13 protein-coding genes are annotated in these 13662 nt (G+C 62.9%); 2 read left to right on the top strand and 11 right to left on the bottom strand.

Features of this window, described 5'->3' with window-relative positions; translation table 11 throughout:
* The first annotated feature begins 1003 nt into the window (after positions 1-1003).
* Positions 1004-1366: a c-type cytochrome gene (locus tag CQ14_RS48575; RefSeq protein ID WP_488230449.1), complete on the top strand. Its 363-nt coding sequence runs from the start codon at positions 1004-1006 to the stop codon at positions 1364-1366.
* Positions 1367-1606: 240 nt separating this feature from the next.
* Here CQ14_RS48575 and CQ14_RS23870 read toward each other — a convergent pair whose 3' ends face one another.
* The 3 genes from CQ14_RS23870 to CQ14_RS23860 all read right to left on the bottom strand — a co-directional run bounded on the left by CQ14_RS23870 (position 1607) and on the right by CQ14_RS23860 (position 4149).
* Complete coding sequence (locus tag CQ14_RS23870; RefSeq protein WP_156435350.1) at positions 1607-1792, bottom strand: hypothetical protein; 186 nt, start codon at positions 1790-1792, stop codon at positions 1607-1609.
* Between the two features lie 742 nt (positions 1793-2534).
* Positions 2535-3266, bottom strand: coding sequence for a gamma-glutamylcyclotransferase (locus CQ14_RS23865; protein WP_057860313.1), 732 nt, complete (start codon positions 3264-3266; stop codon positions 2535-2537).
* 163 nt (positions 3267-3429) lie between these two features.
* Positions 3430-4149 (bottom strand): Crp/Fnr family transcriptional regulator, encoded by a 720-nt coding sequence (locus CQ14_RS23860; RefSeq protein WP_057860282.1) that lies wholly within the window; start codon positions 4147-4149, stop codon positions 3430-3432.
* A gap of 266 nt (positions 4150-4415) precedes the next feature.
* On the opposite strand from CQ14_RS23860, the gene CQ14_RS23855 reads away from it, so the two are divergent.
* Complete coding sequence (locus CQ14_RS23855; RefSeq protein ID WP_057860281.1) at positions 4416-6008, top strand: gamma-glutamyltransferase; 1593 nt, start codon at positions 4416-4418, stop codon at positions 6006-6008.
* A 97-nt stretch (positions 6009-6105) separates the two neighbouring features.
* On the opposite strand, the gene CQ14_RS23850 is transcribed toward CQ14_RS23855, so the two are convergent.
* The 8 genes from CQ14_RS23850 to CQ14_RS23815 all read right to left on the bottom strand — a co-directional run bounded on the left by CQ14_RS23850 (position 6106) and on the right by CQ14_RS23815 (position 13648).
* Complete coding sequence (locus tag CQ14_RS23850) at positions 6106-7386, bottom strand: DUF1236 domain-containing protein (protein WP_057860280.1); 1281 nt, start codon at positions 7384-7386, stop codon at positions 6106-6108.
* A 107-nt stretch (positions 7387-7493) separates the two neighbouring features.
* On the bottom strand, positions 7494-8537 hold the full coding sequence (locus tag CQ14_RS23845) for a methyltransferase (RefSeq protein ID WP_063800415.1): 1044 nt from the start codon (positions 8535-8537) through the stop codon (positions 7494-7496).
* A 34-nt stretch (positions 8538-8571) separates the two neighbouring features.
* The gene (locus CQ14_RS23840) at positions 8572-9501 is read right to left on the bottom strand and encodes a Bug family tripartite tricarboxylate transporter substrate binding protein (RefSeq protein WP_057860278.1); all 930 of its coding nucleotides are present in this window, start codon (positions 9499-9501) and stop codon (positions 8572-8574) included.
* Between the two features lie 22 nt (positions 9502-9523).
* Positions 9524-9967: a MarR family winged helix-turn-helix transcriptional regulator gene (locus CQ14_RS23835; RefSeq protein WP_057860277.1), complete on the bottom strand. Its 444-nt coding sequence runs from the start codon at positions 9965-9967 to the stop codon at positions 9524-9526.
* Between the two features lie 222 nt (positions 9968-10189).
* Positions 10190-11482, bottom strand: a complete 1293-nt coding sequence (locus CQ14_RS23830) for an NAD(P)/FAD-dependent oxidoreductase (protein WP_057860276.1) — start codon at positions 11480-11482, stop codon at positions 10190-10192.
* 17 nt (positions 11483-11499) lie between these two features.
* Positions 11500-12231: an amino acid ABC transporter ATP-binding protein gene (locus CQ14_RS23825; RefSeq protein ID WP_057860275.1), complete on the bottom strand. Its 732-nt coding sequence runs from the start codon at positions 12229-12231 to the stop codon at positions 11500-11502.
* Positions 12228-12881, bottom strand: a complete 654-nt coding sequence (locus tag CQ14_RS23820) for an amino acid ABC transporter permease (RefSeq protein WP_057860274.1) — start codon at positions 12879-12881, stop codon at positions 12228-12230. Before CQ14_RS23820 ends, CQ14_RS23825 begins: the two co-directional genes overlap by 4 nt.
* Positions 12881-13648 (bottom strand): ABC transporter substrate-binding protein, encoded by a 768-nt coding sequence (locus CQ14_RS23815; RefSeq protein WP_082650011.1) that lies wholly within the window; start codon positions 13646-13648, stop codon positions 12881-12883. Before CQ14_RS23815 ends, CQ14_RS23820 begins: the two co-directional genes overlap by 1 nt.
* Positions 13649-13662: the final 14 nt, after the last annotated feature.

The following is a 13662-nucleotide window of genomic DNA, read 5'->3' as shown; positions in this document are numbered from 1 at the left end:
CTCTACGCGGCCTTCGTGGCTGTCCCCGTCGTAACTCCGCGCCGGACGTCGCGCGCGTCACGGCGACCGGCTTGATCCATGTCATTAGAAGGTGGCACGCACATTGTTCAATGATGCTGACCTATCGAATGCTGTTCGGCCGCTGACGCGCATTTGGCTCATCTCGTTCATGAAGATGAATGGGAATGCGATGGGACGGTTTGTAACTTATCGCACAGACCCTTGCGCGCCGGACTTGCCGGGCGCACACTTGCAACCCCAAGCGCTATCATAAGAACTTACGGAGGATGCAGACCATGCCACGGGTCAAGCAAGCTTCGAAGCAGAAACGCGCAACCAAAGCCGCCACCGTGACGGTGCTGGGCGCTACCGGACTGGGTTTTTCGCTGCTGGGTAGCACATCAGCATCCACGATGCCCGCTGCTGATATCGCGCAATCTGACAATCCGTCACCCAATCAGCGCATCGTTCTCAGCGAAGAGGAAATGGCCGACGTCAGTCTCGCCACGTTCCATCTCTTCGATAAGGAAGACGTTGGCACCCGCGTGCAGCTAGCCCGCGCATGCGGTGGCTGCCGTGGCTGCGCGGCCCGTGGCTGCCGTGGATGCGCGGCTCGTGGCTGCCGTGGCTGCGCCGCGGTCCGTGCCTGCCGTGGCTGCGCGGTCCGTGCCTGCGCGGTCGGTTGCGCAGTCGGCTGCGCGAGCGGCAGCTGTTGCGCATCCTGGGGATATTGCCGCGTGTGCTAAGTCCCACGAGCTGACGGCCCGACGCTGAGAAAAATTGCATCCAACGGACTCAATAGCCGATCTTCCCGGAAGCCCTTTGGCCGCCGGGAAGATGTAATGATCTTCGCCCGGGCCTGATCGTCCACATCCGGCCGTTGCCCTTGGTCTTCACTTCGCAGGCTTGCGCTTCCCGGTTTCGATCCGGTCGTACGCGCGCGCGATCAACCACGCGACTAACTTGAGGAAAAAACTGTCTCTGGGGCAGGCTCAGGTCCGCTATGATCGAAACTGATAATGGAGAAGACGGGGAGGTCACTATGCGTGGAATTGGGCTTGCATGCGCCATCGCCGCGTTAGCGGCGAACGGGTCGGTGCTCGCTCAGTCGCCAGCAGGCAACACGTCTTCGGGCCTTCGCGTTGCGACGACGATCTGCGGCAATTGCCATCAGGTCACTCCGACAATGCCTCCCAGCGCAGTAAGGTCTCCGAGCTTTGCCGACATTGCCAGCCGGCCGACAACCACAGCGCTTTCTTTAAAACAGTTCCTGCGTTCCAACCACAGCCGAATGCCAAGGTTCATACTCTCACGCGCCGATACCGACGATGTCGTCGCCTATATCCTCAGCATCAAGCCGAGATAGCCTTCGGCTTCGCGATTGCCTTAAAAGATGCGCATGGCCGAAAGTACAGGAGCCTCCGCTTGGCCGGAAGTGACGGAGCGTTGATGTCCGCAACGGGCCCACAAGGCGACTTCAGGCGGCAATCTGGTTACTTCAGCTTATCCCCCAGCAGCGGACGTCGGCCGAGCCGTTCAGGAGGTCCGTTGAGGATCAATGGCCGAGAGCGTAGCCCGCTGTTGGGGCCGCTTCTCAGGGATCGCGTCAGAACCGTCGCCGCTCCACCGCGATCAGGCCGTCGAAAGTTGTGTTTCCCTTGCGGGCACTCAACCTCAATTTTTGCGCGACGTATCTGCGCCGCTCGTGATCGCCGCCGTGCGGGAAAACGCGACAGGCCTGTTCCAAAGCCAAATCCATGTTGGCGATGGCTCGATTGTCCAGCTTGGTCATGACGGCCGCCTGTCTTGGGGGTTGCAACCCGGGCGACGTAACCATTCGCTCATATGCAAGCCGGTCTCGGCCTGCAGGGCCTTGCGCAAGACTTCCGTGCGGAGCGCGCCAGGTGGAAGCAATTCAGCTTGCTCGCGGAGGCGCTTCGCTTCGTCGGCTAGGCGTTCTTCGAGGGATTTGGATTGTTTGAAACGACGACGCTTTATCGTCATGCGCTTCCCCTTTGCATGAGTAGGCGGGAGCGCAACGGGCGTTCTCATCACCGATATGTGCCACGGGTTGAGCGGTGATAACGGAAGATTATGCAGCCATGCAGGTTCATTCCGCCCGCTAGGCGACTCAGCAGGCAGGTATATTTATAAAACGCGTCGGAACGAACGAATTTGAGCACATACAACTCAAAAATGGCCGGCCGCTGAAAGTTAGTCGATTACTAAACGTTGGAATGAGATCAAACCAAAGTACCCAGCTATGCGCTTTGCCAAGGAGCCGCCGCCGGCTCGAAGCTTCGTCGACCTGGCGGCATTACGGGAAAGCCCCCGCGCGTCCGATTTGCCCGTTGAAAGCGGACGCCGATAGCGGCTGCGGCATGTCTCCTTTGGCTCATTCGCGACTGCTGGATTGGGCCAGCGGCAAGTCCTGGGTGGTCCGCTATGCCGCCGGAAGCGGAAGTGAGCTATCCTTGCAGCGACGCAACAGGAGCGAACGCGATGACTGAGACCGTCAGCAATGACGGCGGTCCTCACGCAGTCAGGCCCGCGTCCATCCGCGCGTGCAACTGTTCGACATACGGGTCCTCGATCCCCAACGCCTGTAGTTGTGTCGCCAGTTGCACGAGGTATTCCCGGTTGGTGCCGAGCACGCCCCTCCCGCTTGCGATCATGGCCGCGGTCTCGGCGAGCGGGAGTTCGCCGACATAGCTCGCATGCGCGCGGTTGGAGACGAAGGCAAGCGCCGTGATCGGGCCCTGCGGCGTCTGCATCGGCACCATCCCCGGCGCATAGCCGCCGCGCAGCATCTCGCGGCGCCACAGGATCGCGGATTCCGCGTGCACGGAATCCGCCGCGATGCGAAACGCCAATCCCCGGCAACATCCCTCGCCCGGCTCCAGCGACAGCATCAGCGCCGGATAATCGTGCGATCCGCGGCCGAGATTGATCTTCAGCGTGAAGCGGCGCTGATAGCCCTCGACGTCCGCCAGTCTCACCTCGGCGAAATGAAAGCCGGGGTCCCACATCAGCGAGCCGTAGCAATAGATCCAGAGATCGTCGCCATCAGGGTGATCGCCGAGCACGGAAAGCCGCGACGCCTCGATCACCTCGTCCGGCAACCGCCAGCTCACCGGCCATCCCGCGGCCCGTGCCCGCTGCTCCCACATCGCAAACATTTCCGGCGTCAGCCGCAGCAGCGACTCTTCCGGGTGCGTTACCCGCGTTCGCAGATCGGGCAGATGAATGAATGCGTCCGCGGTCAAGCCAGCCCCCTGCACAAAATTCACTGGTTTTCCAGTGTGCCATTGCCAGCCGTCAAGGCCAATTCGAACCACGCTGGCTTCGCACGTCTTTATCTCATGACTTGACCAATATTTTTGAGGCCAAACGGGACCGTTGCCGCAAGCCCCTCACGCAAGCGGCCTGTCATGACGAGTTCTCTTGGTCGGCCTCATCAGCTCGAAACATCCGCTGATAGTGCCCGCGAACGACTTCATCGCATTCGCAGGCCCGCTTCCGTATCTGGCTGATATTGTGGATGTGGAGTCGTCCCCGGCTGTAGGAGATCAACCCGGCGCCATGCAACTCACCGGCCACGGTCGTTACGCTGGTGCGCCTGACCCCCATCATGCCGGCGAAGAATTCCTGCGTCAGCGGCAGATCGGGACCGGCGAGATCAAACATGCGCGACAGCCATTTGCAGGTGCGTGCCTCGATGTCATGGACGGCATTACAGGCGGCCGTTTGTTGCACTTGAGAGAGAAAGAATTGCTCATACTTCACCAGCACCGCTTTGAAATCCGGCAGTTCGGCGGCAAGCGCGCGGAGCCTTTCCGAGGTGACGATCGACGCCCTGCCGCTGATCTGAACCGTGACCAGGTTGAGCGACATCTTGTGATCGAGCGCCTGGCTCGCGCCGAACACGCCATCCTTGCCGATCATGCCGGTCTCGATCGCGCCGCCGTCGGCCAGTTCGACAACGCTGGAGATGATGCCGGAATGCGGGAAGTAAACCCGCTGTACCTGTTGGTGAGGTTCGGCGACTATGTCCCTGGCTGTAATCTCAACCACCGACAGGTGAGGCACAAGGCGCGCCAAGGTCGCGGGTGCAAGCCGGTCAAGCAGAAAATTGGCAGCGTGGGGCATCTATTGTGCTCATGCCTGTGGCACGCCAGTTCTCAGCCCAGCCGCCGCCAGGCTGACCGCTCGTAGAAGAGTGCGTCGGGGCGGAGATTTCTTCAAGCCAAATCTTGTCAACCGCAGCTTGCGGAAATGCACGATTTCGAGACATCAGCGCTTGCGCGGCAGGGTTCTACCTGGGTCGCAGAATTTCGCCTAGAACGGCTATCGACAGGCTGATATCGATCAGGCGCCAGCCTCGACAAACACCATTAAAAATAGGGCCAAATCCGATGCGCGACCAGTTCTCCACCACGCAGCAGATCCGTAAACCCGCGGTCACCTCCAAGGGCGGCATCGTTGCGGCGCAATCGAGCCGGGCCGCGCAAGTGGGCGCCGAGGTATTGGCCGCGGGCGGCGACTGCGTCGATGCCGTGATTGCGACCACCTTTGCGCTCGGCGTGCTGGAGCCCTGGATGAGCGGGCCCGGCGGCGGCGGCGCGATGGTCCTCTATCGCGCGCGCGAAGACCGCTATGAGGTGATCGACTACGGCATGCGCGCGCCGGCGAGCCTGCGGATGGAGGATTATCCGCTGGCCGGCGGCGGCGCGGCGTCCGACATCTTCCCCTGGCCGCGCGTGAAGGACGACCGCAACATTCACGGCCCCGGCTCGATCGCAGTTCCCGGCGTGGTCGCCGGCATGGAAGAGGCGCACCGCCGCCACGCCAAATTGCCATGGAAGGAATTGCTGGCGCCAAGCATCGCGCTGGCCGGCGAAGGCCTGTTGGTCGACTGGTGGACGACCGTGATGATTTCGAGCGCCGCGGTCGATCTGCGGCGTTATCCCGCAAGCGCCGCCGCCTATCTGCAGGACGGACTGCCGCCGAATCCGCAATGGGGCATCAAGTCCAGCATTCGCATGCCGCAGGACAAGCTCAAGGACACGATGGCGCAGCTCGCCAATGCCGGTCCGCGCGATTTCTACGAGGGCGATCTGGCGAACAGCCTCGCCGCCGACATCCAGTCCGCCGGCGGCGCGCTGTCGGTCGAGGATCTCAAGCCATTTCGCGCGCACCTGCGTGAGCCGCTCGCAATTTCCTATCGCGGCGGCAAGGTGTTTGCGACGCCCGAGCTCACCGCGGGCCCGACGCTTTCGCGCACGCTCGGTCTGCTGCAGAAGGATCTCAAGCCCGCGCACGGCGGACCGGATGCGGCATCCTATCTCGCCTATGCAGCGGCGCTGCAGGCCGCCTATCGCGAACGGCTGAAGGACATGGGCGACCAGGACGGCCGACGTTCGCTCGGCGCGGAAGCGCTGGCGCCGGCCTGCACCACGCATTTCTCGGCGGTCGATCGCGACGGCAACATGGCGGCGGTGACGCAGACGCTGCTCTCGACCTTCGGCTCCAAATTCGTATCAGGCCAGACCGGCATCACCATGAACAACGGCATCATGTGGTTCGACCCGACACCCGGCGTGCCGAACTCGCTGGCGCCGGGCAAACGCTGCCTGACCAACTACACGCCGGTGCTGGCGCAGGCGGCCGACGGCCGCCGCGTCGCGGTCGGCGCGTCCGGTGGCCGCCGCATCCTGCCGGCCGTGAGCCAGCTTCTGTCCTTCGTGATGGATTTTGGCATGGACCTCGACGCGGCGATCCATCAGCCCCGCATCGATGCCAGCGAGGGCGCGGTCGTGATCGGCGACGTCCGCCTGCCGCAGGCCGCGCGCGAGACGCTGCGTGAACGCTTCGACTATGAGGAAGCGCGCATCCAGGCCCTGCCGATGAAATTCGCCTGCCCCAGCATCGTGATGCGAAACGGCGAAACCAACAGCGGCGCGACGGAGCCGTTCCATGCCTGGAGCGAGGCCGTGGCGGAGGGGTAAGCGCCGGGCGCACGTTGCGAGCAGATTGAACAAAGAAGTGCGGCACCGTGATGCCGCACTTTTTCTTTTTGCTTCGATCGAAGCGCCTGGACCGCGCCTACCGCGTCTGCGGCTCGATCGTCACCATGCAATCGGCGCCGCTCTGGCCGGACACCACGATCTGTCCGTCCGCAGCACCCAGTGCAATCGGCGCGGTCGAGGCGCCGCCGGGGACGCGGACCGTGACGCTGATGGTTTCCTGCTGTGCCGCTGCCGAGCCGACCGTCTGCGGCGTCAGTTCGGTGACATTGCCCGCGGTGTCGCGCCGCATGATGCGGCACGGCGAGGCGCCGCCGGCAGCAGCCATCGTGCCGGTGTAACTGCCTGAGCTGCTGGTGCCGCTTGTGTCGGCCGTGCCGCTCGCGCCGCCGGCGGCGCGAATGCGGGAGGCGTCACGCGGGATCTGGCTGACGATACGATGCGTGCGCGGCTCGATGATGACGATGTCTTCCTCGGTCGTGAAGTAATCATAACCGCGGTACTCCGGCTCGATCGCGACGATCGTGTCCGGCAGCCGGTGAACCCGCACACGTTCCGGAATCGGCTCGCCCACCCGGATCGCGATGTTGAGATTACGCTCGGGTGGCGCCAGGCGCTCGCGCGTCATGGTCTGGGAAATCCGCGTCTGCTTGTCGACCGAGATGTTGGACTGCTGGCTGGTCTGTATCTGGCCCGTCTGGGTCTGACCTGTCTGACTCTGGCCAGTCTGCGCGTTGGTTGAAGGCTGCGTACGCGTGGTGTCGGTTGCGGTGGACGGCCGGTTCGCATCCTTGCTCGTATCCTTGCCCTGCTCCGCAGCATTCTTCGAGCCGTCGCGCTGATCGCGGCCGGTTTCCTTCTGCGTCGTGGTCGTTCCCTCGCGCTCCTTCTGGGCAGAACTGGTTCCTTCCTTGGCCTTGTCGGATTCCGCGCGCGATTTTTCGCGGTCGGCGTCGCGCTTCATCTCGGCGCTGCCTTTGCTGTCCTTGCTGTCCTTCTCGCGTGCGGTCTGCGCGTCACGACCGCCGGAGCGAGAATCCTGCGCGCGATCGCTGGACTTGGCGTCGTCGCCGCGGCCGCGTCTGCTGTCATCGGCTGCGGTCGCCGGGCGCTCGGACGATGGCGCGGCCCTGCCCCTCTCCTCAGTTTGCCGGGAACCGGCATCCCTTTCCTCGCGGCCTCTTTGCGCCTTTTGTTCCGCAGCCTGCCCGCGTTCTTGCGATGCAGCACCCTTGCCGGAATCGCCTGGCCGCATCTGTTTCTGCTCTTCGCCTCTTGCTCCCGGCGACTGGCCATAGGAAACGGCCGGGGCCAGCATCAGGCAGATAATTCCGGTCGATAACAGCAGTTGCTTGCGCATATGAACCTCCTCCGCGTGAGCGTTTACGCAAGCGAACGTTCACCGGTGCCGGAGGTTCCGCGCGAGTCGAGCCGGAGTCGAATGAGGCAGCATCCCAAAGCGGCCGCTCACCCTCGCTTCGCCTCGATCACGCTGATTTCTGATCCCGGCAGCGCGATCGTGCGCTCCAGCACGAGACCGGCGGCAGCGAAGAGATTGCGATATTCCCGCTCGGTGCGCTCCTGTCCTCCAGGCATCGCCAGCATGTTCATATCGGCCAAAGCTATCCGTTGGTGGATCGGCGTCGCCTCCATCCTTTCCGGCATGATCCGCTCGATCAGCACGATCTTGCTCGTCCTGTGCATGGCTTCGCGGCAATTGCTCAGGATCGCGACGCTCTGCTCGTCATCCCAGTCGTGAATGACGTATTTGAGGATGTAGCCATCTATTGCCTCAGGCACTGAATGAAAGAAATCTCCCGCGATAGTTTCGCATCGCGCTGAAACGCCCGCATCGGCCAACTTCTGCGGCGCTTGCGCAAGCCCGCTCGGCAGATCGAAAACCATGCCGCGCACGGCCGCGTTGGCAGCGAGGATCGCCACCATCAAAGTGCCGTCGCCGCCACCGACATCCACGATGCGCCGGAACTGGGAGAAATCGTAGGCAGACACCAACAGCTCGGTAACCCGCCTGGTATTTTCCGCCATGGCCCCGTTGAAGATGGCAGCCTGTGCGGGATTGGCGGCGAGATACTCGAAAGTCCCGACGCCGTAGACGCGACGCGTGCCCGACTCACCCGTTCTCACGCAGTGAACCAACTCACCCCAGGATCTCCAGGCGCGCTCGCCACCAAACATCAAGGCGACATTTCGCATCGAGCCGGGCACATCTGACCGAAGCTGGCTTCCCGCTGCCGTCAAGGCAAAGCCTCCTGGCTCGACTTCTTCGACCAGACCCATACTCGCCAGGGCGCGCAGCAGCCGGCGAAGCGGCATCGATGCGGTATTGGTTTCCCGCGCCAGCGTGTCAGCCGTCTTTGCCTCGGTTGCAAGCAGATCGGCAATACCAAGCTCGGCCGCGACATGAACCACACGTGCCGGCATGTAGCCGGTAATCAACGACCACAACGGATTGGGCGAAGCGCCACCAGAACGGCTTTCCGGAGCAGACATCGTTCATCCTCCCTGCCACCGGTGCCGGCAACCGTTAGCGCGTCTTGTCTGTCGATACGATTTCGCGCACCTTCGCGCGCTGCTCATCAATTGCGCTGGAAAACTGCGCGGGCGGCAGGACGCGGACCTTTACGCCAGCCGCCTGCAGCCGCGAATTGACTTCCGTGCTGCCACCGACGACAGCGACATCCCCGGCAATCCTGTCGCGAAGGGCAGTTGGCAAGTCTCGTCCGCCGAAGAAGCCGACGACGCCGTCGAAAGTGAGCTCAGGGAAGCCGGCTTCTATCGCAGTCGGCACCTCCGGAGCTATCGGCGAGCGTTCGCGGTTGGTGACCATCAATAGCCTAGCTTTGCCGCTTGCGACCGCCGGCATCATGATGGAAGGCGCCGTTACCAATACCTGAATGCGGTTTTCGGCGAGATCCTGCAGCGCCGGCGCAAACTCACGATACGGCACCTGCGTCAGCTTCAGCCCATTCTTCTTCTGCAGCGCCAGGAAGATATAGTGCGGCAGACCTGCGGTGGCAGCCCAGTTGAAACGCTCGGGCGACGTCCGCGCCGCCGCGATGAACGCGTCGATCGATTGCACGCCCGCTTTCGCGGACACGGCGATCGCGAAGAAATTATCGATGACCGCCGCGATGGGCACGAGATCTCGGACAGGGTCGTAAGGCAGTTTATCGTGTATCAACGGGTTGATTGTTATCGGACCGGCGAACGAGAACAGCAACGTGTGGTCATCGTTAGCACTCACGAAGGTCGTGACGCCTGCGATAGCGTCAGCACCAGGGCGGTTTTCGACGACCACGGGTTGTCCCCAGCGCCGGGAAAGCCCCTCGGCAAACAGCCGCGCGGCCAGGTCGGTGGCACCGCCGGCCGGAAGCGGCGCGATGATTTTGACCGTGCGTTGCGGCCACGCTTCGGCAAGAAGCGGCTGCGAAGCGCTGATGGCTGCCGCAAACAAGGATGCAAGTATGAAAAGCGCTCTACGGGGCATGACTGGGCCTCGCTTGAGTCACGGATGATTTGACGGAACCGCGCTTGCGCCGTCCGCCCCCGGGGCGCGCATGGATACGATTGCCTTCCACCACACGCACCAGCAAGTCGAGAAACTGCTCTTTCTCGTCAGACGTCAGCGTACTCAGGATCCGATCGTTGGCGTGACGAACTTTGGCGCGATGGCCGCGCCACAGCTTCCTGCCCTCCGGCGTTATGTAGAGCTCGCGAGCGCGCCGATCGGCGCCGTTCACCGCCCGCTTCAGAAGACCCCGCGCTTCGAGCTTATCTGCGATCAGGCTGACATTGTTGCGGTCGATTCCAAGCGCCTCCGACAGCGCTTGCTGGCTGATGCCGGGCACGTCGTCGACGAACACCAGCAAGGCATACTCCAGCTGCACCAGGTCGGCCTCTTTCAAGGCGGTGGTGATCATGCTCAGGCAGACTTGTTGGAGCCTCCGAACCAGCGGAGCCAATATCCGGCGAATGGGAATTCCGTCGCGTCCAAGAATCAACACGGACGGCTTGTCTCGCGAAGGGTTTCTGGCAGCGGGGCGCATACTCTCACCCATCATCAAATATTTGATTATCATAATTATGAGTATTTAAGTTGTCAACCTGCTCGTTGCGCGCGCAGGTAACCAAAGTGCGACTTACTAGATCCCGAGCCGGTCCCGCACCCGCCCCGCCACGACGGCGGCGGTGACGCCTATCGGCCAGAAGGCATGCAGCGGCATCGGCTTGATACCCGTAACGGGCATGTCGATCTCGGCATTCTTTCCGCCGATGAGGCGGCGCGCGAGTTGCCCGCCCATCGCGGTCGAAAGCGCAACGCCGCGGCCGTTACAGCCGAGCGAGATCAGAAGGTTTTCCGCAGGCTCATGCACATGCGGATAATGATCGGGCGTGATCGCGAGCCGGCTGTTCCAGCCGTGCGTCCACTTCACGCCTTTCAGCCGCGGCCACAGCCGTTCGGCGTAGCGGATGAGATAGGCAACATCGGCAGGCTTGCTGATCCAGCGCATCGGCCCGCGCCCGCCCATCAGCAAACGATTGTGCTGATCGATGCGGTAATAGACCGTGATGTGTCCGCTCTCGTAGAGCACCGGCCGCGTCGGCATGATTTCGCGCGCGACGTCATCAGGCAGAGGCGCAGTGGCGGTGATCGACGAGAACACCGGCACGATGCTGCGCCGAAGCGCCGGCCATAGATTATCGGTGAACGCATTGGTCGCCAGCAGCACTTTTTCCGCGCGCACGATCCCGCGCGGCGTTTCGATGCGCCAGCCGGCTCCTTCACGCGACAAGGACAGCGCCGGCGTCTCGCCATGAACCGCAGCGCCTGCCGCGATCGCGGCGCGCGCCAGTCCGCGCGCATAGCTCAGCGGATGCAAATCGCCGCCGCGATTATCCTGCATGGCACAGAGATAGCGGTCGGTGCCGGTCATCTCGCGCATCTGCTCGCGGTTCAGCAGCGTCACCGGCATGCCGCGGCGGATGCATTGCTTCGCGGTCGCTTCGATCGCCGCCGCGCTTGCTTCGTTATAGGCCGCGCGCAGCGTGCCGTTCTGCCGCGCCTCGCAGGGGATCTGGTAGCGGCGGATCAGGTCGAACGTGTAGTTGGTGGTGCCGTAGGCGAACTCGATCATGCGGCCGCCGAGCTCGGCGCCGAAATCCGCCTCGATCTGGTCAGGATCGTGCTTCAGCCCCGGATTGACCTGGCCGCCATTATTGCCGGAAGCCCCCCAGCCCGGCTGTTGCGCTTCCAGCACGATCGCATTCACGCCCTGCTCGGCCAGATGCAGCGCGGTGGACAGTCCCGTAAAACCGCCGCCGATGATCGCGACTGCAACGTTCCTGTCGCCATCGAGCGGTGGCGTCGGTGTCGGCGCGACCGCCGTATCAGCGTAGAGGCTTGGCGGCAGCGGCAAAGTTACAGGCGCGTTCATGGACAACAACTTGATGCTTAGAGCGGATGCAGCACGCGCCGCAAAAAGTCCTGCGTGCGCGCATGCTGCGGCTGGTTGAGGACCGATTTCGCCGGCCCCTGCTCCACGATCACGCCACCGTCGATGAACAGCACGCGATCGGCGACATCGCGGGCAAATCCCATCTCATGGGTGACGACGACCATGGTCATGCCGTCATCGGCGAGCTTGCGCATCACCGAGAGCACATCGCCGACCAGTTCAGGATCGAGCGCCGAGGTCGGCTCGTCGAACAGAATAGCCTTCGGCTGCATCGCGAGCGCGCGGGCAATCGCCACGCGCTGCTGCTGACCGCCGGACAGTTGCGGCGGATGGACTTCGGCCTTCTCGGCCAGCCCTACCTGCGCCAATAGCGCACGGCCGCGCTCCAGCGCTGCCGCGCGCGGCTCCTTCTTCACATAGACCGGCCCTTCGATGACATTCTCCAGCGCGGTCCGATGCGGAAACAGATTGAAGCGCTGGAACACCATCGACACCTGCGTGCGGATCGAAACGATCGAAGGCGCATTGCGGTCCACCCGCGCGCCCTCCACGCTGATGTCGCCGCTGTCATAGCTTTCCAGCCCGTTGATGCAGCGCAGGATGGTGGATTTGCCGGAGCCCGAGGGGCCGATGATGCAGACCACCTCGCCCTTCTCGACGGAGGCCGTGATGCCCTTGAGCACCTCGACCTTGCCGAAACTCTTGTGAACGTTGGTCAGCTCGATCATTTCTGGCCCGCTCGCTTTTCGAAGTGACGGACCAGGAGAATGAGCGGAATGCTCATGGTGAGATACATCAGCGCAACCAGCGTGAACACGCTGGTGTTCTTGAAGGTCGAGGACGCGATCAGCTTGCCCTGAAGGGCGAGTTCGGCGACCGTGATGGTCGAGGCTTGGGACGAATCCTTCAACATCATGATCATGACGTTGCCGTAGGGCGGCAGCACGATCTTGATCGCCTGCGGCAGCACCACGCGGCGCATGGTCTGCCGCCAACCCATGCCGATCGCCTGCGCGGCCTCGATCTGCCCCTTGTCGATGGCCTCGATGCCGGCGCGGAAGTTTTCCGCCTGATAGGCCGAATAGGCGATGCCGAGCCCGAGAATGGCCGCCTGCAGCGCGGTCAGCGTCAGGCCAAACTCCGGCATCACGAAGTAGAGATAGAACAGCAGCACGATGATCGGGATGCCGCGGATGACGTTGATCAGCCCTGCGCTCAATCCCGAGAGAACGCCGATGCCGGAAACCCGCATCAACGCCCAGATCAGGCCGAGCAGCGTGGACAACAGCAGTGAACCGATGGTGACGATGATCGTCAGCGCCACACCGTTCATCAGAATCGGCAGGAACTCGATCGTGTCGCGCCAGAAGGCCTGCATCAGGCCCCCTGCGCCTTCAGGCCCCATTTATCGAGGATCTTTTCGACCGTGCCGTTGGCCTTGAGCTTCGCCAGCGAGGCGTTGATCTTGGCGAGCAGCTCGGTATCGCCCTTGCGCACGCCGATGCCGACCGCACCTACGGTCGTCGGCTTGTAGCTCTCGACGATGCGCGCCTCGGGGAATCCGCCCTGCTTGAGGTTATAGGCGAGGATCGGGTAATCGGCGAAGCCGGCCTTCAGACGCCCGGCGTTCACGTCGCGCAGGATGTCGGGAATGGTGTCGTAAGCCTTCACCTCGCTGAACAAGCCCGACTTCTTCAGGGCATCGACGAAAGCTGTCCCGACCTGCGCGCCGACCACCGCACCTTTCAGATCTTCCTGGCTGGCGTAGGCCTTGCTGTCGCTCTTCGGCACCAGCAGCCCCTCGCCGTAGCTGTAGAACGGCTCGGAGAAATCGATCACTTCCTTGCGCGCGGGCGTAACGAACATCGCCGCCGAGATGATGTCGATCTTGTTCGAGGTGAGCGAGGCGATCAGGGTGGAGAACTGCATCGGCTCGATCTGCACCTGGAAGCCGGCGTCCTTGCCGATCTCGGTGATGAGATCGACCATGATGCCCTGAATGCTGTTGGTCTTGGTGTCGAGGAAGGTGAAGGGCACGCCGGTTGGCGTCGAGCCCACCTTCAGCACCTGCTGCGCGGATGCCGGCATCGCGGCAGTGAGAACCAGAGCCGCCACCGCGGCCTGAACGAGACGCTTCAGAGCCATCGCACACCCTCCTG

The sequence above is a fragment of the Bradyrhizobium lablabi genome (assembly GCF_001440475.1).
In the GTDB taxonomy this organism is placed as follows: Bacteria; Pseudomonadota; Alphaproteobacteria; order Rhizobiales; family Xanthobacteraceae; genus Bradyrhizobium; species Bradyrhizobium lablabi.
Note: the sequence above shows the minus strand (reverse complement) of the source record. Positions and strands in the feature narration are given on the sequence as shown.

Excerpts from the sequence above, each read along its gene's own strand:
- CQ14_RS23820 (WP_057860274.1), bottom strand. The coding sequence starts at position 12,881 with ATGCAGGCCTTCTGGCGCGACACGATCGAGTTCCTGCCGATTCTGATG.
- CQ14_RS23850 (WP_057860280.1), bottom strand. The coding sequence starts at position 7,386 with ATGCGCAAGCAACTGCTGTTATCGACCGGAATTATCTGCCTGATGCTG.
- CQ14_RS23830 (WP_057860276.1), bottom strand. The coding sequence starts at position 11,482 with ATGAACGCGCCTGTAACTTTGCCGCTGCCGCCAAGCCTCTACGCTGAT.
- CQ14_RS23815 (WP_082650011.1), bottom strand. The coding sequence starts at position 13,648 with ATGGCTCTGAAGCGTCTCGTTCAGGCCGCGGTGGCGGCTCTGGTTCTC.
- CQ14_RS23855 (WP_057860281.1), top strand. The coding sequence starts at position 4,416 with ATGCGCGACCAGTTCTCCACCACGCAGCAGATCCGTAAACCCGCGGTC.
- CQ14_RS23845 (WP_063800415.1), bottom strand. The coding sequence starts at position 8,537 with ATGTCTGCTCCGGAAAGCCGTTCTGGTGGCGCTTCGCCCAATCCGTTG.
- CQ14_RS23825 (WP_057860275.1), bottom strand. The coding sequence starts at position 12,231 with ATGATCGAGCTGACCAACGTTCACAAGAGTTTCGGCAAGGTCGAGGTG.
- CQ14_RS23835 (WP_057860277.1), bottom strand. The coding sequence starts at position 9,967 with ATGATCACCACCGCCTTGAAAGAGGCCGACCTGGTGCAGCTGGAGTAT.
- CQ14_RS23860 (WP_057860282.1), bottom strand. The coding sequence starts at position 4,149 with ATGCCCCACGCTGCCAATTTTCTGCTTGACCGGCTTGCACCCGCGACC.
- CQ14_RS23870 (WP_156435350.1), bottom strand. The coding sequence starts at position 1,792 with ATGACCAAGCTGGACAATCGAGCCATCGCCAACATGGATTTGGCTTTG.
- CQ14_RS48575 (WP_488230449.1), top strand. The coding sequence starts at position 1,004 with ATGATCGAAACTGATAATGGAGAAGACGGGGAGGTCACTATGCGTGGA.